Raw genomic sequence first — 16271 nt, forward strand, 5'->3', positions numbered from 1 at the left:
GGAAGGGGACGGGCTAGCGTCATGGCTGGCAACGAGCAGATGGACCAGGATGCGATTGCCGCCCAATGGGAGGCATCGCTCGATTCCGAGGATCCCGCGGAGGCCGCGAAGGCTGCTGCTGAAAACGAACTGTCGGAAACCATGGCCCTGCAATGGGCCGCCATGGTCGAGGACGGCAGCCGCGATCTCGGCAACGGCAAGAATTCCGGCGAACGGGTGCTGTCGCAGGAGGAGATCGACAATCTCCTCGGCTTCACCGTCGGTGACGTCACGCTCGACGACCATTCCGGCATCCGCGCGATCATCGATTCGGCGATGGTCTCCTACGAGCGTCTGCCGATGCTCGAAATCGTCTTCGACCGCCTGGTGCGGCTCCTGACGACCTCATTGCGTAATTTCACCTCCGACAACGTCGAAGTTTCGCTTGACCGCATCACCTCGGTGCGGTTCGGCGACTACATGAACTCGATCCCGCTGCCGGCCGTGCTCTCGGTGTTCAAGGCCGAAGAGTGGGAAAACTTCGGAATGGCGACGGTCGATTCGAGCCTGATCTACTCGATGATCGATGTGCTGCTCGGCGGTCGCCGCGGCAACAGCCAGCTTCGCATCGAGGGGCGTCCATACACCACGATCGAGACCGAGCTGGTCAAGCGCCTCGTCGAGGTGGTGCTGGCCGACGCCGAGCAGGCGTTCCGGCCGCTGTCGCCGGTGACCTTCACGATCGACCGGCTCGAGACCAATCCGCGCTTCGCCGCGATCAGCCGTCCCGCCAATGCGGCGATCCTGGTGCGCCTGCGCATCGACATGGAAGACCGTGGCGGCAATATCGAGCTGTTGCTTCCCTATGCGACCATCGAACCGATCCGGGCCGTTCTGCTCCAGATGTTCATGGGCGAAAAGTTCGGTCGCGACCCGATTTGGGAAGGCCATTTCGCCACCGAGATCAACCGGGCCGAGATCGCCGTCGATGCCGTCCTCTATGAGGCCGATATTCCGCTCAAGCAGCTGATGCGGCTGAAGGTCGGCGACACGCTGCCGCTGGAAATGCGCGCCGACGCGACCGTCTCCGTACGCTGCGGCGACGTCATCCTCACGGAAGGGCGCATGGGCCGGGTTGGCGACCGCGTCGCGATCCGCGTGACGAAACCCTTGCGCAAGCCAAGTACGACACTTGCGATGTTCGAGAAGGTGGACGAACAGAACAAGCTAATGGAGGCCCCATGAACCACTCCCTGGGAATGGCGATCGAGACGCTGGTGGCTATCCTGCTGATGCTCACGATCGGCTACTGCATCCTGCTGAACAAGCGGCTGACGCGGCTGAAGGCGGACGAGCATTCGCTGAAGGCCGTGATCGGCGAGTTGATTACCGCGACAGAGATCGCCGAACGCGCGATCGGCGGGCTGAAGCTCGCGGTGCGCGACGTCAACGAGAATCTCGGCAGCCAGCTCGCGGCTGCGACGCAGATGTCCGACCAGCTCTACAAGCAGCTCGGCGAAGCCGACAACGTGGTGCGCCGTCTTTCCAAGATCGCGATCGCGGCGCGCCCGGTCACCAATCCGGAAGCCGCCGCCGCGCCTGCGGCCAAGGCCTCGCCTGCGAAGGCGGTGGCCGCCGCCGCCGAAGCCTTCTCCGAACGCCGACGGTCCAACGGTCTCGCCGCATAAAGTCAGGTATGAAGTCGTTTCGTAACATACGCGTCATTCCGGTCGTCCTCGTTGCGGTCGCGGGCCTTGCCATGCTGAAAGTGGCAGGGCTCGTGATCAATGGCGGCTATGTCTTCGACTATCAGCCGAACAGTGTGAAGAAGTCCTGGGCCCAGGAGAATCTGAACTTCCCGACCGGGCGCGAGGACCCTGACATCACCGGCTCGACACATGGCGAGCCGAAGGAAGCGCCCAAGCCTGCCGCGCCCGAAAGCAAGCCCGAGGGCACCCCGGTCAAGATGGACGAGGCCCAGCCGCAAGTCTCGGCCTCTGAGCGTGCGATCCTGGAACGTCTGCAGGCGCGTCGCCAGGAGATCGAGTCCCGCCAGCGCGAGATCGATATACGCGAGAGCCTGTTGAAGTCGGCCGAGAAGCGCATCGAGAGCAAGGTCGAGGAAATGAAGGCGGTGGAATCCCGCATCACCGCGACCCAGGCCGAGCAGAAGGCGGCCGAGGCCGCGCGTATGAAGGGCCTCGTCACCATGTATGAGGGCATGAAGCCCAAGGATGCCGCGCGGGTGTTCGACCGCCTCGAGATGGGCGTGCTGATCGAGATCGCCTCCGCGATCGCCCCTCGCAAGATGTCGGACATCCTGGGACTGATGTCGCCTGAGGCTGCCGAGCGGCTCACGGTCGAGATGGCGCGCCGCGCCAACGGGGGCGGGGATCAGGCTGCTTCCGCCGGGGACCTGCCGAAGATCGACGGTAAGCCGACGCAAAAGCCGAATTGAGGGCTCATACTTAAGAAGTCCTTAATTGGCAAAACCTACATTCGAGGGCATGGGCCGGCATCAGTGCCGGCGTGGACCCGTCGAGCCGGAAGAAATGCCGCCAATGGCGCGAGAGGCTGCCGCTGGATTTGTGTCGCGAGCCCGCGCCGTGGCGCTGGGACTGTCGCGCCATGTCCGCAAGGCGGTCTTGTTGTCGGCCTGCGCGCTGATCGGCCTTGGCACCGTTGCGCGCGCGGCCGATCCCATCAGGGGCGAGGCGAGCTTTTCGGCCGGTGGCGGCTTTGCCCGTCTCGTGATCAAGCTCGGCGAGGACGTTCCCTCCGAGGTGACGACCGCCGGCTCCATCCTGATCATTCGCTTCGAGCGTCCCGTCGACGTTCCCGTCGATCGCGTGCCGGAAGGTGCGCCCGATTATGTGAATTCCGCCCGGCGCGACCCCGACGGCAACGCGATCCGGCTGTCGCTGGCCCGGCGCGTCACCGTCAACACCATGAATGCCGGCGAGCGGACCTTCATCGACCTCTTGCCGGAGGGATGGAAGGGCCCGCCGCCGCCGCTGCCGATGGATGTGGTGAAGGAACTGGCCGAGCGCGCCCGTGCGGCCGAGCGCGCGTTGCGCGCCCAACGCGCCGCGGCGGAGGCCAAGAAGCGTCCCGCGATCCGCGTGCGTGCTTCGGTGCAGCCGACTTTCGTGCGCTTCGTGTTCGAGATGCCCGATGGCGTCGGGGTTTCCTCAGTTCTCAACGAGCAGAAGCTGACGCTCGCCTTCAACGCCAACCTCAATTTCGACCTTGCGGATGCCGTGGTCGCAGCGCCTCCGAATGTCGCCTCGATCAAGCAGAAAACCGACATCGACCAGACCAGCGTCGAAATCGCGCTGATCGGCGATTCCGATGTGCACTCCTTTCGCGACGACAAGAACTATGTCGTCGACGTTGCGTTCCAGCCCGACCGGGGCAAGGCGGCCGCAACGCCTGAAGCCGCGATTGCGCAAGCCGGGGCCGGCGGTCACGCACCGGCGGCGGAAAAGCCGGCAGCTGCGAAGCCGAACGACGCTCATCGCGAGATCACCCCGCCGACGTCGGAGACGATCGCGCGCGAAGCCAAGATCGACGTCAAGCCCGATGCGAAGTCCGACGCCACGGCGCCGATCGCTGAGGCGCCGAAGCCGGCGCCTGCGGTCGCGGTCCCCGTGACGAAAGCCCCGCACGCTGCCGATGCGCCCAAGGAGGCTGTAGCACCCGCGAAGGAGGCGGACGTGCCGGTCGTGCCCGTCAAGCCGGCGCCGCCTGCGGTTGCCGAAGCGCCTAAGGAGGTCGTGGCGGAAGCGGCCAAGGAGCAGGTCAAGGAAGCGCCTAACGAGACCGCGAAGCCTGCTGTCAAGCCGGCGCCTGCAGAGGCGCAAGCTGCGCCATCGGCTTCCGTTGCCAGCGTCGATGCGCGGCGCGATAGCGATGGCCTGCGCGTGACGTTCCCATTTGCCGTGGCGACGCCGGCCGCAGCGTTCCGCCGCGGCGACACGGTGTGGCTGGTATTCGACTCGCCGAAACCGATCGACGTCGAACCGATCCGCACCCGGGGCGGCGCGATGATCGGCGAGGTCAGTCGCATGTCGCTCGAAAAAGGGCAGGCGGTGCGCATCCGTCTTACCCGTCCGCTGGTCTATGCGCTGAGCAGCGAGGAGGTGGGCAAGGAGACCAACTGGCTGCTCACGCTTGCCGACAAGATCCAGGCGACGCCGCTGCCGCTGATGATGTCGCGCAACATCACCGATCCCGCGCTCGCAAACATCGCCATCCCCTTTGCCAATCCGGGCCTGCTGCACAAGCTCACCGATCCCGATGCCGGCGACATGCTCTACGTCGTCACCGCGCAGCGGCCGGTTCGAGGCTTCATCAAGCGGCAGGATCTCGTCGATCTCTCGCTGCTGGAATCCGCCCACGGCATCGCGATCCGGCCGAACTCCGACGAGGTCGGCGTCGAAGTCGGTGCCGACAAGGTCATTCTCGGCAAGAAGGGCGGCCTGACGCTGTCGCCGGTCGACGTCTCGGCCGAGCGCGCGCCGACCGCGGTGCGGCCGGTGTTCAGTCCGGAGGCCTGGCGCAAGGGTCAGTCGGAAGATTTCTGGACGCGGCAGAGCGATCTGATCACCGCGATCTCGGCCGTCGAGCCGGCGCAGCGTTCGCTGCCGCGGCTCGATCTCGCCCAGTTCTACATGTCGCGCGCGATGTATTACGAGGCCAAGGCCGTGACCGAACTGATGCTGGCCGATCCCCTCAACAAGGAGGAGAGCAGTGCGCTGATCATCCACGCGATCGCGAGCATCCTGATCGGGCGGCCGGCCCAGGGCCTGAAGGATCTGGCCAATCCCGTGATCGGCAACAGCCATGATTCCCAGCTCTGGAAGGCGCTCGCCTATGCGCGCCAGGGCAAATGGGCGGATGCCCGCGAAAAATTCAAGAACGTCGAATTCGCCATCGCCTCGCTGCCGCTCGACATCCAGCGCATCGTCACGATGGATGCGATGCGGGCCTCGCTCGAGGTCAAGGACTATGCCGGCGCCTCCAAGCGCCGCAGCGAGATCGAGGTGATCGGTGTTCCGCCGGAGGCTGCGCCCGGGTTTGCCGTGCTGCGCGGACGGCTCGCCGAAGCGCTCGGCCACGACAAGGACGCGCTCGACGACTACAGGTTCGCCGTCGACTCGAAGGACCGGCAGGCCGCCGCCGAAGCCAAGCAGCTCGAGGTCGCGCTGCGGCAGAAGCGCGACGAGATCGGCAAGGACGAGGCGCTGCGCGAGCTCGAGACGCTGTCGATGACCTGGCGCGGCGATGCGATCGAGGTCCGGACGCTGCAGATGCTGTCGCAGCTCTATTCCGAGAACGGACGCTACCGCGACGCGCTCACCGCCGCGCGGACCGCGACCAGGCTGCAGCCGAACGCGGACGCCTCGCGCCAGGCGCAGGATCTGGCGTCGGACCTGTTCACGCAGATCTTCCTGGGGCCGAAGGGTGACGAGCTGCCGCCGGTCGAGGCGCTCGGGATGTTCTACGAGTTCCGCGAACTGACGCCGATCGGCCGCCGCGGCGACGAGCTTATCCGGCGCCTCGCCGATCGTCTCGCCTCGGTCGATCTGCTCGACCAGGCCTCCGAGCTGCTGCAATACCAGGTAGACCACCGCCTCGAAGGCGCGGCGCGTGCCCAGGTCGCCGCGCGCCTTGCCATGATCTATCTCGCCAATCGCAAGCCCGACATGGCGATCACGGCGCTGCGGGCGAGCCGCATCAGCGACCTCTCCGGTGAGCTCAGGCAGCAGCGCCTGCTGCTGGAGGCACGCGCGCAGAGCGACGTCGGCCGCCATGACCTCGCGCTGGACATCGTCTCGAACGTATCGGGGCGCGAGGTGCTGCGGCTGCGGTCCGACATCTTCTGGGCGGCGCGGCGCTGGCGCGAGTCCGCCGAGCAGATCGAGCTGTATTACGGCGACCGCTTCCGCGACTTCAAGCCGCTCAACGCCGTGGAGAAGAGCGACATCATCCGTGCCGCGGTCGGCTACGCGCTCGCCGACGATTCGATCGGGCTGTCGCGCTTCCGCGAGAAATACACGCCGCTGATGAGCGAGAGCGCCGACCGGCTCGCCTTCGACATCGCCAGCAAGCCGGCAGCTGCCTCCAGCGCCGAATTTGCCGAGATCGCCAAGCTCGCCGCAAGTGTCGATACGCTGGACGGCTTCCTCCGCGAGATGAAGCAGCGCTTCCCCGATGCCAGCGCGCGTGCGCCGGGCTCGCCGCAGGCCAAGGACGAGGCCGAGCACACCGGCTCGCTGCCATCGATTCCGGTGGTGCGGCAGATCAAGATGATGCGGTAGCGAAAACGACCCCATTGCACAGTAGACGGCAGCAATCCCATCGATGAATTGGCCGATGCTGCGCGTGAATGCGGATTTTTCGAAATAGATTTGACTCCTCGGACAACACCGGCATGATGCCATCATGCGCATCGCCCCGCTGTCGCCAGGATACCCCGTGGCCAAGCTCGGCGCGCGATGGCTCCTTGTACGGTGCTACCCCCCGTAACTCTGCACCAGGCTCCCCGCCACCAGCGACCAGCCGTCGACCAGCACGAAGAAGATCAGCTTGAACGGCAGCGAGATCGTCGCCGGCGGCAGCATCATCATGCCCATCGACATCAGCACCGAGGCGACGACGAGGTCGATGATCAGGAAGGGGAGGAACAGCAGGAAGCCGATCTCGAAGGCGCGCTTCAGTTCGGAGATCATGAAGGCGGGGACGAGGATGCGCAGGGCCAGCTCGTCGGGTGTGGCCGGCGGCGGTTCACCCGACAGGTCCAGAAACAGCTTCAGGTCCTTCTCGCGCACGTTCTTCTGCATGAAGCCGCGCAAGGGGACGGACGCACGCTGAAGAGCATCCTCGACGCCGATCTGGTTGGCGACGAGCGGGCGGATGCCGTCGTCGTAGGATTTCTGCAGGACCGGTCCCATCACGAAGAAGGTGAGGAACATCGCCAGCGCCAGGATCACCGAATTCGGCGGCGCGGTCGCGGTCCCCATGGCGGTGCGCAGCAGCGAGAGCACGACCACGATGCGCGTGAACGACGTCATCATGATCAGGATCGACGGCGCGATCGACAGCACCGTGAGCAGCGCGATCAGCTGGATCGCGCGCTCGGTGACGCCGCCACCGCCCTGGCCGCCGAGATTGATGCTGATGTCCTGCGCGTGCGCAGGCGTGACAAGGAAAGCCGTGGCGAGCACGGCCGCGGCGATCAGGACAGAAGGGACAAGAACTCTACGCGGGAAGGACGGCAGCCTCACGAAGACGGCTTCGGACGGCCGAGCAGCGAGGCCATCTCGTCTTCGAGATTTTCAAAGCTGGTCTTCTCCGCGGCCGGCTTGGCCGGCGCGGCCGGAGGTGCCGGCGGCTCGGCGCGTGCGGCGCGTAGTGGAGGCGCATCCGGTGCAACGGGGGGAGCAATGGTCTCACCGGCCGGACGGCGCAGGGCCGCCTCGAGGCGCTGCGCCATCTCGGCGAGATTTTGCTCGGCGCTCGATGGTGCGGCAGCCGCAGGAGCCGGCGGCGGAACGGGTGGTGCCTGTAATCCCGACGGGGCCTGCGTTACGGGCGGTGCGGGCGGCGGCGCGGCTGCGCGCTCGGCGCGCACCGGAGGCACCTTCACCGGCTCGCTCTGGCGCGGCGGGCGCGGCATCGGCGGCGGCTCGCTGCGCGCGACGCGCGGCGGCATCGGCTCGGGACGGGGCTCACGCTCGAAGCGCGGTGGCGTCGGTTCAGGCGAGAAGCCGCCGAGCTGCGGTTCGCCGCGGCGCTCGGCCAGGTTCGGTGCCGGCCGACGGACCTCATCGGCGAAAGAGGGACGTGCGGGCCGCGGCGGCGGCTCCGGCATGTGCGGTTCGGGATGGTCGAGCACTTCGGGCCGCGGGGCTTCGTCGGTCCAGCTGCCGGCGTCGGGCATCGGCGCGAGTCGCGGCGCCTCGGCCGCGCTGGGGCGTTGCGGAATCTGGTCACGGCCAGCCGCGGCTCGAACGATATTGGGCTCGACGACGATGTCGGTCGGACCGCCGATCATCAGGAGATGTTCGACATTGTCCCGGCGGACCAGCACAAGGCGCCGGCGGCCATCGACCGCGGCGGCGTCGATCACGGCGAGCCGGGGCATCCTGCCGCGCTGGGTATTGGCGCCAAGCCGGGTGCTCGCGAATCGGCGGACCAGCCACGCGGCGACGCCGATCAACGCCAGCACGACGATGAACGCGACGATGAAGGTGATAGGGCTACCGTTCATACCTGTCCCCGGTAAATGGCGCTTCTCTCGTGCCTATGGTCGGACGTGCCGACCACCGGCCTGCGATGCCCCAAAACTGCGATTTCTTAACGTTCCACGGCAAGTTTTGCCGTCCCCAACTCTTAATAACCCATGAATCGCCCGATCCAAAACGACTTCTTGGCCTCTGCGCAGGCCGCCAAGCGGTCGGGTTAATGCGGCTTTTGAAGGGGGCGAATCACGGCGAGCCGTTTCATGTCTCAATCAGAAACATGTATCCGCCGTGCCTTAACCACCTGTTAACCATACACGCGGCAAATTCTGCCTAGCTTGGGGCCAAGGTTTGCACTTGGGACCTCTTGCGAGGCGGAAGGAGCCGCAACGATGTCCATCAACGATCTCCCGGTCCTGTCGGCGCTTCGTACCAAGATGCAGTGGCACCAGGAACGCCAGCGCGTCCTGTCCGAGAACGTCTCCAATTCCGACACACCCAATTTCCGGCCGCGCGAGCTGGTCGAGCCGAAATTCGACAGGGCCGGCACGCCTGCGAGCTCGATGGGCCCGCTGGCGATGACCGTCACCAGTGCCTCGCACATGACGCCCTCCGGCGCGGCCTCGACCTTCGACCAGAACAGAAATGCGGGGTTCGAGACCCGTCCTGCGGGCAACGCCGTCAATCTCGAAGAGGAGATGATGAAATCCGCCAACAACCAGATGGATTACGCGGCGGTGACCTCGCTCTATGCCAAGAGCCTGCATCTTCTGAAGACCGCGATCGGCAAGGGTTAGAGCTAGGGGAGCCTCGACATGGCCAATGACAGCAGCGACTTTGCCCGTTCCATGGCGATCGCAACCTCCGGGTTGCGGGCGCAGGCCGGGCGGATGCGGGTGATCTCGGAAAACATCGCGAACGCGGACTCGACCTCACAGAGCGCGGGCGGCGATCCCTATCGGCGCAAGGTGCCGACGTTCTCCTCGGCGCTCGACCGCACGCTCGATGCGCAGGTCGTCACGCTCGGCAGGATCAAGCCCGACCAGTCCGCCTTCCGCGTCAAGTACGAGCCGAACAATCCGGCGGCCGATGCGAGCGGCAACGTCAAATATCCCAACGTGAATTCGGTGGTCGAGATGACCGACATGCGCGATGCGCAGCGGTCCTACGAGGCCAATGTCAACATCATCAGTGCAACGCGCCGCATGATCCAGCGCACGCTCGACATCCTCAAGACCTGACAGGGAATTCTTAAGCCATGGCAACACCGACAATCGCGGCCAATGCCTATGCCAACCTTGCGCGCGTGCTGGAAAACGGCGGCGCCGGCAAGGGCAGCGAGCCGAACGGGCAGTCCTTTTCCTCGCTGCTGAAGGACGCGATCGGCAGCGTCGTGGAATCCGGTCGCAAGTCCGACGCGCAGACCGTGGCGATGGCCAACGGCAAGGCCAACGTGATGGACGTGGTGACGGCGGTCGCCGACACCGACGTCGCGGTGTCGACGCTGGTCTCGGTCCGCGACCGCGTGATCGCGGCGTATGAAGACATCATGAAGATGCCGATCTGATTTTGCCTCCGAGGGGATAGGTCTTCGCATCGCCCCGCGACGGCGGTGAGGAGGCGAGGGAATGAATAAAGGAATTCTGCAATGACCGGACCCGAGACCCTCGACGTCGCACGCGATGCGATCTGGACCATCGTGATCGTGTCCTCGCCGCTCATGGTGGTCGGGCTCGTGGTCGGCGTGATCGTGTCGCTGTTCCAGGCGCTGACGCAGATCCAGGAACAGACGCTGGTCTATGTTCCGAAGATTCTAGCCATCTTTGCCACGATGCTACTGGCGCTACCCTTCATGGCCGATGCGCTTCATTCCCATATGCTGCGGATCTCATCGCGAATCATCGGCGGCTGAGGCACAATGCGCTCACCATGCGCATCGACGTCTCGCTGCTGCCGGCCCTTGCCGCAGCCTTCATGCTCGCCTTCGCCCGGGTCGGCGCGATGGTGATGCTGCTGCCGGGGCTCGGGGAAACCAACATTCCGACGCGGGTCAAGCTGTCGATCGCGCTGGTTCTGACGCTGATCATCCTGCCGCTGCATCGGAACGCCTATCATGTCGATATGGGCTCGCTCGCGCCGATGCTGGTCCTGATGCTGCATGAGATCGTGATCGGCATCGTGCTTGGCGCCACCGCGCGCGTGACGCTCGCGGCGCTCCAGGTCGCGGGCGCCGTGATCGCGCAGCAGATGGGGCTCGGCTTCGTCACCTCGGTCGATCCGACGCAGGGCCAGCAGGGCGTGCTGGTCGGCAACTTCCTCACCATGCTGGGCGTGACCCTGCTGTTCGCCACCGACAGCCATCATCTGGTGATCGCGGCCCTGAACGACAGCTATTCGATCTTCGCGCCGGGCGAGACCGTGTCGAGCGGCGACGTTGCTGCGCTGGCCACGCGGGCCTTCTCGGCCGCGTTCCTGCTCGGCTTGCAGCTGTCGGGGCCGTTCCTGGTGTTCGGCCTCGTGTTCAACATCGGGCTTGGGGTGCTGGCGCGCTTGATGCCGCAGATGCAGGTCTATTTCGTCGGCGTGCCGCTGTCGATCTTCGCGGGCTTCATGGTGCTGGCCGTGGTGCTCACCGCAATGATGGGCACCTATCTCGACTACTTCATCGGTGTCATGCACCAGATGATGCCGTTGAAATAAGGGCGAGGCTAGTGCCGCCGATTTGAAGTTCCTGCAGTGCCAGCCGCAAATCCGACCAGGAACTTCAAATGGATCAGCGGCACTAGCAACCTTAGAGTCTTGTAGCGCCCCTGTGCTTTCCGAAGTTCGTGCACAGGGGCCGCAAAAGTGACGAACTTCGGAAAGCGGGCGCTACGTGGCTGAAGACAAGGATCCAGAGAGCCAAACAGAAGACCCGACGCAAAAACGTCTCGAAGAGGCGCTTGAACGCGGCGACGTCGCCAAGAGCCAGGAGATCAACACCTGGTTCATGATCGCGGGCGGCACGCTCGTGGTCTCGACCTTCTCGGGCTCGGTCGGCGGCGGGCTGTTGACGCCGATGCGCAATCTGCTCGCCAATTCCTGGATGATCAAAACCGATCCCGGGAATTTGCTCGCGCTGATGCAGCAGATCGAAGTCGCCGTGCTGGCTGCCGTCGGCGTGCCGCTTCTGATGCTGGTGATCGCGGCCATCGCCGGCAACATGCTTCAGCACCGGCTGGTATGGTCGGGCGAATCCCTCAAGCCCAAATTCAGCAAGCTCTCGCCGGCAGCCGGCTTCAAGCGCATCTTCGGCAAGCAGGCAGGGGTCAATTTCCTGAAGGGCATCGGCAAGCTCGTCGTGCTCGGCGCGGTCATGACCACGATCCTGTGGCCGGAGCGGCACCGCATGGAGGCGATGGTCAAGCTCGATCCGATGGCCATGATGGGCGCCGCCACCAGCCTGACCGTCCATCTGCTCGGCGCGGTGGTCGCGGCCCTCGCGATCATCGCCATCGGCGACTATTTCTTCCAATATCGCAGCTGGTTCCAGCGGCAGAAGATGTCGCTCCAGGAGATCAAGGAAGAGTTCAAGCAGTCCGAAGGCGACCCGCACATCAAGGGCAAGCTCAGGCAATTGCGGCAGCAGCGCTCCAAGAAGCGCATGATGGCCGCGGTTCCCAAGGCCTCGGTGATCATCACCAACCCCACCCACTATTCCGTGGCGCTCTCCTACGAGCGCGGCATGTCGGCGCCGATCTGCGTCGCCAAAGGCGTCGACAACCTCGCTTTCAAGATCCGGGAGATCGCGCGCGAGCACGACATTCCGATCGTCGAGAACGTGCCGCTGGCCCGCGCGCTCTACGCCACCGTCGAGATCGACCAGGAGATCCCGATGGAGCACTACCATGCGGTCGCCGAAGTCATCGGCTACGTCATACGGATGAAGCGCGGTTTTAGTGCCGCACGGCAATAAAACCCCCGAAAAGTACCGGAAATGGCCGTAAACTGGGAATCAGCGTACCTTTTGGCCCTGCTGCCCTTGCGTCTGCGGGTCCGATTCAGGCAGGGAGGACCCGACGAGCCCCACGGCGCGTTGATTCTCTGCCGACAGGCCAAACCAGCGTGAAATGACCGCCGAGACCGACCACGACCTGTCACGCGAGCCCGTTGCGGCGCCTGAGCCGTCGCCGCGCTCGGGCAGCATTGCGCTGGTGCTGCTGGTGGCCACCGGCCTCGTCGCGGTCGCGATCGGGCTGATGACGCTCGGGCGCGCGCAGGCGCAGCCCTACATCCTCGGCATCCTCGCCGTGCTGGCGATGATCGGCCTGTTCAACCTGTTTGCCTTCGCCGCCGGCATCGTCCGCTTCGCCGACCGCAATCTCGACGATCCCATCATCGCCCGCATCTCCGATCATGCCTTCGACGGACTCGCGGTGACCGATGCGCGCGGCCACGTGATCTATTCCAATGCGGCCTATCTGACCCTGACCGGCGCCAGTGGCCCGCAGGACGTCCGCCCGGTCGAGCGCGTCTTCATCGGCAACCCCGACGTCTCGGAAGCCGTGTTCCGGCTGCTCAAGGCCGCGCGCGAAGGAAAACGGCAGCAGGAAGAAGTGCGGATCTCCGGCCATGACGGCAATCAGGGCCGCTGGCTGCGCATGCGGGTGCGCCCGCTCGGCAACGGCAAGCGCGAGGCGAGATATGCGGTGTGGTCGATCGCCGACATCACCCGCGACCGCGAGCGCCAGGAGGACGTGTTCCAGGAACTGCAGCACGCGATCGAATATCTCGATCACGCGCCGTGCGGCTTCTTCTCGGTCAATCCCGCCGGCGAGCTCGCCTATGTCAACGCGACGCTGGCGAACTGGCTCGATTACGACCTCGCCGAGATCGGCTCCGGCGGCCTGAAGCTCGCCGACATCGTCTCCGGCGACGGCGCTGCGCTGCTGAGCGCGATCGTGGCGGTGCCGGGCGAGGTGAAGACGGAAGTCTTCGACATCGATCTGCGCATGCGCACCGGCAAGACCATGCCGGTCCGGCTCTATCACAAGCTCGCCTTCGGCGCCGACGGCGCGCCGGGGCCGTCGCGCACGCTTGTCATCAGCCGGGCCCGCGACGAACGCAGCGATCCCGATCGTGCCGCCGAAGTGCGCTTCATGCGCTTCTTCGACCATACGCCGATGGCGATCGCCACCGTCGATCGCGCCGGCAACGTCGTGCGGGCAAACGCGCGCTACGCCAAGCTCGCGCAGGCCCTGGGGCTCGACAGCGCCAGCAAGTCGATCTTCCGCGCCGTCAATGCCCGGGACCGCCATCTGGTGATCGCGGCGATCAACCAGGCTGCCGAAGGCCAGGCCGACATCGCGCCGGTCGAGGTGGCGCTGGAGGGACCGAAGGAGCGCTGGGGCCAGTTCTTCGTCACGCCGGTCGACGCGGCCGAGAACGACGCGGAAGCTGCGATCGTCCACATGCTCGAAACCACCGAGCGGCGCGCGCTGGAGAACCAGATCAACCAGTCGCAGAAGATGGAGACGGTCGGTCAGCTCGCCGGCGGCATCGCCCACGACTTCAACAACGTGCTGTCCGCCATCATGATGGCGAACGACTTCCTGCTGAACGCGCACAAGCCGACCGACCCGTCGTTCCAGGACATCATGCAGATCAAGCAGAACGCGACGCGCGCTGCGACCCTGGTGCGTCAGCTACTGGCGTTCTCGCGCCGGCAGACGCTGCGGCCGCAGGTGCTCGATCTCGGCGATGCGCTGTCCGATCTCACCATGCTGCTGCGCCGTCTGATCGGCGAAAAGGTCAAGCTCGACCTGATCCACGGCCGCGACCTCTGGCCGGTGAAGGTCGACGTCTCCCAGTTCGAGCAGGTCATCGTCAACCTCGCGGTGAACGCGCGCGATGCCATGCCCGACGGCGGCAAGCTGATCATCCGCACTGCCAATGTCGCGAGCGAGGAGGCCGGCAAGCTCGCCTACAAGGGCATGCCGGCGGCGGACTATGTGCGGATCGAGGTCGCCGATACCGGCACCGGCATTCCCGCCGATATCAGGGACAAGATCTTCGAGCCGTTCTTCTCGACCAAGGAGGTCGGCAAGGGCACCGGCCTCGGTCTTTCGACCGTGTACGGCATCGTCAAGCAGACCGGCGGCTTCATCTACGTCGATTCCGAACCGGGGCAGGGCACCTCGTTCCACATCTTCCTGCCGCGTCATCACGCCGAGCCGGAGGTGCAGGTCGAACAGCCCGCGGTGGCGACCGCGACCCATGGGGCGAAGGAAGCCGCGCCCGCAGCCGTCGAGGCCAAGCCCCGCACCGATCTCACCGGGCAGGGCACCATCCTGCTGGTCGAGGACGAAGAGGGCCTGCGCGCGCTCAACGCGCGCGGCCTGCGCTCGCGCGGCTACACCGTGGTCGAGGCCGAGAACGGCGTCGAGGCCATGGAGGTGCTGGAGGAGCAGAGCGGCGCGATCGATCTCGTCGTCTCCGACGTGGTGATGCCTGAAATGGACGGGCCGACCTTGCTCAAGGCGATGCGGGAGAAGAACCCCGAAATCAAGTTCATCTTCGTCTCCGGCTATGCCGAGGACGCCTTCGAGAAGAGCCTGCCCGAGGGCCAGCAATTCGACTTCCTGCCGAAACCGTTCACGCTCAGCCAGCTCGTGGCGGCGGTGAAGGAGACGATGACAAAGCAGGGTTAGCTCGCTCTACTCCGTCATTGCGAGGAGCGAAGCGACGAAGCAATCCAGACTATCTCCGCGGTGGCAGCCTGGATTGCTTCGCTACGCTCGCAATGACAGGGAGGGAGCGGTCCCCCTCGTTTCGCCGCCGGTAACCGGCGACCATAGCTCCCCGCGCCCGGCCAAATCCCCGGCAAATCAGGGCTTTTGCCGGATCCCCGCGACCGAGGGCCGCAGCTATAAGTCGCGGAACCGGCTTCCCTTTTGACGAAGGCTGCCCATCTTACTGGCACGTCCCCATGCCGGGGATTTGGGAAACGCACATGAATTTCTCGCAATGGTCCCGCACTCTCGTGAAGACGATTGCCGTCGTTCTGGCGCTGGCGCTGCCGACGGCGCTTGCGATCTCCTCCGCTGACGCCCGCGTCGGCGGCGGCTTCTCGTCGGGTTCGCGCGGTTCGCGGACCTTCTCGGCCCCGCCGTCGACCACGACTGCGCCGGGTTCGACCTCGCAATTCAACCGCACTTACAGCCAGCCGGGTGGCGGCTTCAACAATGCTGCGCCCTCGCGCGGCGGCCTGTTCGGCCGTGGCGGCGGCTTCCTGGGCGGTCTTGCGGCCGGCTTCCTCGGCGCAGGCCTTCTGGGCATGCTGTTCGGCGGCGGTCTGTTCGGCGGCCTCGGCGGGCTGTCGTCCATTCTGGGCCTGATCATCCAGATCGTGCTGATCGTGTTCGTGGTGCGGCTGGCGATGTCCTGGTGGCAGCGGCGCAATTCGCCGCAGGCAGCCTATGCCGGCGCAGCTCCGGGACCGCAGGCGAACTATCGCAGCGGCCTTGGTGGCGGCTTCGGCTTCGGCGCCAACAACAACGCGCCGCTCGAGATCAAGCCTGACGATTACGAGGCGTTCGAACGCCTGCTCGGCGACATCCAGTCGGCCTGGTCGAACGAGGACGTGGCCAAGCTGCATACGCTGGCGACGCCGGAAATGGTCTCCTATTTCGAGCAGGACCTCGCCCAGAACCGCGCCCGCAACGCCGTCAACAAGGTGACCAACGTCAAACTGTTGCAGGGCGACCTCGCGGAAGCCTGGCGCGAAGGCGAGACCGACTACGCGACCGTGGCGATGCGCTTTGCGCTCACCGACAAGACCGTCGACCGCAACACCGGCGCGATCGTCGCCGGCAGCGAGCAGCCGGGCGAAGTCACCGAAGTCTGGACCTTCGCCCGCCGCCCGGGCAGCCCTTGGGAATTGTCGGCGATCCAGCAGACCAACTGATCGCTCCAAGAGCGAGAAGCGAGGGCGTCGTGCCCCAGGCACGACGCTCTTTTTGTTTGGGCTGCGTACTCTCTCCACGTCTTCGCTGCGCTCGCAATGAC

General features: G+C 65.5%; 14 protein-coding genes. 12 read left to right on the plus strand and 2 right to left on the minus strand.

What is annotated here, in order from left to right; genetic code table 11:
• The first annotated feature begins 21 nt into the window (after positions 1 to 21).
• The 4 genes from fliM to X265_RS14520 all read left to right on the plus strand — a co-directional run bounded on the left by fliM (position 22) and on the right by X265_RS14520 (position 6302).
• Positions 22 to 1224 (plus strand): flagellar motor switch protein FliM, encoded by a 1203-nt coding sequence (gene fliM / locus X265_RS14505; RefSeq protein WP_128965426.1) that lies wholly within the window; start codon positions 22 to 24, stop codon positions 1222 to 1224.
• Positions 1221 to 1667, plus strand: a complete 447-nt coding sequence (locus tag X265_RS14510; protein WP_128965427.1) for a DUF6468 domain-containing protein — start codon at positions 1221 to 1223, stop codon at positions 1665 to 1667. The genes fliM and X265_RS14510 overlap by 4 nt, the downstream gene beginning before the upstream one ends.
• An 8-nt stretch (positions 1668 to 1675) precedes the next feature.
• Positions 1676 to 2437 carry a MotE family protein gene (locus tag X265_RS14515; RefSeq protein WP_128965428.1) on the plus strand — a complete coding sequence of 254 codons (762 nt, stop codon included), beginning with the start codon at positions 1676 to 1678 and terminating at the stop codon, positions 2435 to 2437.
• Positions 2438 to 2540: 103 nt separating this feature from the next.
• Positions 2541 to 6302: a tetratricopeptide repeat protein gene (locus X265_RS14520; protein ID WP_164939005.1), complete on the plus strand. Its 3762-nt coding sequence runs from the start codon at positions 2541 to 2543 to the stop codon at positions 6300 to 6302.
• 195 nt (positions 6303 to 6497) lie between these two features.
• Here the strand turns inward: X265_RS14520 and fliP are convergent, their stop codons facing one another.
• Both fliP and X265_RS14530 read right to left on the minus strand, forming a co-directional pair.
• Positions 6498 to 7268 (minus strand): flagellar type III secretion system pore protein FliP, encoded by a 771-nt coding sequence (fliP, locus tag X265_RS14525; RefSeq protein WP_128965429.1) that lies wholly within the window; start codon positions 7266 to 7268, stop codon positions 6498 to 6500.
• Positions 7265 to 8254, minus strand: coding sequence for a flagellar biosynthetic protein FliO (locus X265_RS14530; protein WP_128965430.1), 990 nt, complete (start codon positions 8252 to 8254; stop codon positions 7265 to 7267). The genes fliP and X265_RS14530 overlap by 4 nt, the downstream gene beginning before the upstream one ends.
• A gap of 363 nt (positions 8255 to 8617) precedes the next feature.
• On the opposite strand from X265_RS14530, the gene flgB reads away from it, so the two are divergent.
• From flgB to X265_RS14570, 8 genes are all read left to right on the plus strand, one after another.
• On the plus strand, positions 8618 to 9022 hold the full coding sequence (gene flgB, locus X265_RS14535; protein ID WP_128965431.1) for a flagellar basal body rod protein FlgB: 405 nt from the start codon (positions 8618 to 8620) through the stop codon (positions 9020 to 9022).
• Positions 9023 to 9040: 18 nt separating this feature from the next.
• Positions 9041 to 9466, plus strand: coding sequence for a flagellar basal body rod protein FlgC (flgC, locus tag X265_RS14540; protein WP_128965432.1), 426 nt, complete (start codon positions 9041 to 9043; stop codon positions 9464 to 9466).
• A gap of 17 nt (positions 9467 to 9483) precedes the next feature.
• Positions 9484 to 9792, plus strand: a complete 309-nt coding sequence (gene fliE, locus X265_RS14545; protein WP_128965433.1) for a flagellar hook-basal body complex protein FliE — start codon at positions 9484 to 9486, stop codon at positions 9790 to 9792.
• Positions 9793 to 9873: 81 nt separating this feature from the next.
• Entirely contained in the window at positions 9874 to 10137 is a 264-nt protein-coding gene (fliQ, locus tag X265_RS14550; protein WP_027534765.1) for a flagellar biosynthesis protein FliQ, read from the plus strand.
• Positions 10138 to 10154: 17 nt separating this feature from the next.
• On the plus strand, positions 10155 to 10925 hold the full coding sequence (fliR, locus tag X265_RS14555) for a flagellar biosynthetic protein FliR (RefSeq protein ID WP_128965434.1): 771 nt from the start codon (positions 10155 to 10157) through the stop codon (positions 10923 to 10925).
• A gap of 175 nt (positions 10926 to 11100) precedes the next feature.
• Entirely contained in the window at positions 11101 to 12180 is a 1080-nt protein-coding gene (gene flhB, locus X265_RS14560; protein WP_128965435.1) for a flagellar biosynthesis protein FlhB, read from the plus strand.
• A 154-nt stretch (positions 12181 to 12334) separates the two neighbouring features.
• Positions 12335 to 14914, plus strand: coding sequence for a cell cycle histidine kinase CckA (gene cckA / locus X265_RS14565; RefSeq protein WP_128965436.1), 2580 nt, complete (start codon positions 12335 to 12337; stop codon positions 14912 to 14914).
• A 278-nt stretch (positions 14915 to 15192) separates the two neighbouring features.
• The gene (locus X265_RS14570; RefSeq protein WP_128965437.1) at positions 15193 to 16170 is read left to right on the plus strand and encodes a Tim44 domain-containing protein; all 978 of its coding nucleotides are present in this window, start codon (positions 15193 to 15195) and stop codon (positions 16168 to 16170) included.
• Positions 16171 to 16271 lie beyond the last annotated feature (101 nt).

The organism is Bradyrhizobium guangdongense, assembly GCF_004114975.1.
GTDB lineage: Bacteria > Pseudomonadota > Alphaproteobacteria > Rhizobiales > Xanthobacteraceae > Bradyrhizobium > Bradyrhizobium guangdongense.

Excerpts from the sequence above, each read along its gene's own strand:
- X265_RS14510 (WP_128965427.1), top strand. The coding sequence starts at position 1,221 with ATGAACCACTCCCTGGGAATGGCGATCGAGACGCTGGTGGCTATCCTG.
- fliM (WP_128965426.1), top strand. The coding sequence starts at position 22 with ATGGCTGGCAACGAGCAGATGGACCAGGATGCGATTGCCGCCCAATGG.
- fliR (WP_128965434.1), top strand. The coding sequence starts at position 10,155 with ATGCGCATCGACGTCTCGCTGCTGCCGGCCCTTGCCGCAGCCTTCATG.
- fliE (WP_128965433.1), top strand. The coding sequence starts at position 9,484 with ATGGCAACACCGACAATCGCGGCCAATGCCTATGCCAACCTTGCGCGC.
- flgC (WP_128965432.1), top strand. The coding sequence starts at position 9,041 with ATGGCCAATGACAGCAGCGACTTTGCCCGTTCCATGGCGATCGCAACC.
- X265_RS14530 (WP_128965430.1), bottom strand. The coding sequence starts at position 8,254 with ATGAACGGTAGCCCTATCACCTTCATCGTCGCGTTCATCGTCGTGCTG.
- X265_RS14515 (WP_128965428.1), top strand. The coding sequence starts at position 1,676 with ATGAAGTCGTTTCGTAACATACGCGTCATTCCGGTCGTCCTCGTTGCG.
- flgB (WP_128965431.1), top strand. The coding sequence starts at position 8,618 with ATGTCCATCAACGATCTCCCGGTCCTGTCGGCGCTTCGTACCAAGATG.
- X265_RS14520 (WP_164939005.1), top strand. The coding sequence starts at position 2,541 with ATGGCGCGAGAGGCTGCCGCTGGATTTGTGTCGCGAGCCCGCGCCGTG.
- fliQ (WP_027534765.1), top strand. The coding sequence starts at position 9,874 with ATGACCGGACCCGAGACCCTCGACGTCGCACGCGATGCGATCTGGACC.
- cckA (WP_128965436.1), top strand. The coding sequence starts at position 12,335 with ATGACCGCCGAGACCGACCACGACCTGTCACGCGAGCCCGTTGCGGCG.
- X265_RS14570 (WP_128965437.1), top strand. The coding sequence starts at position 15,193 with ATGCCGGGGATTTGGGAAACGCACATGAATTTCTCGCAATGGTCCCGC.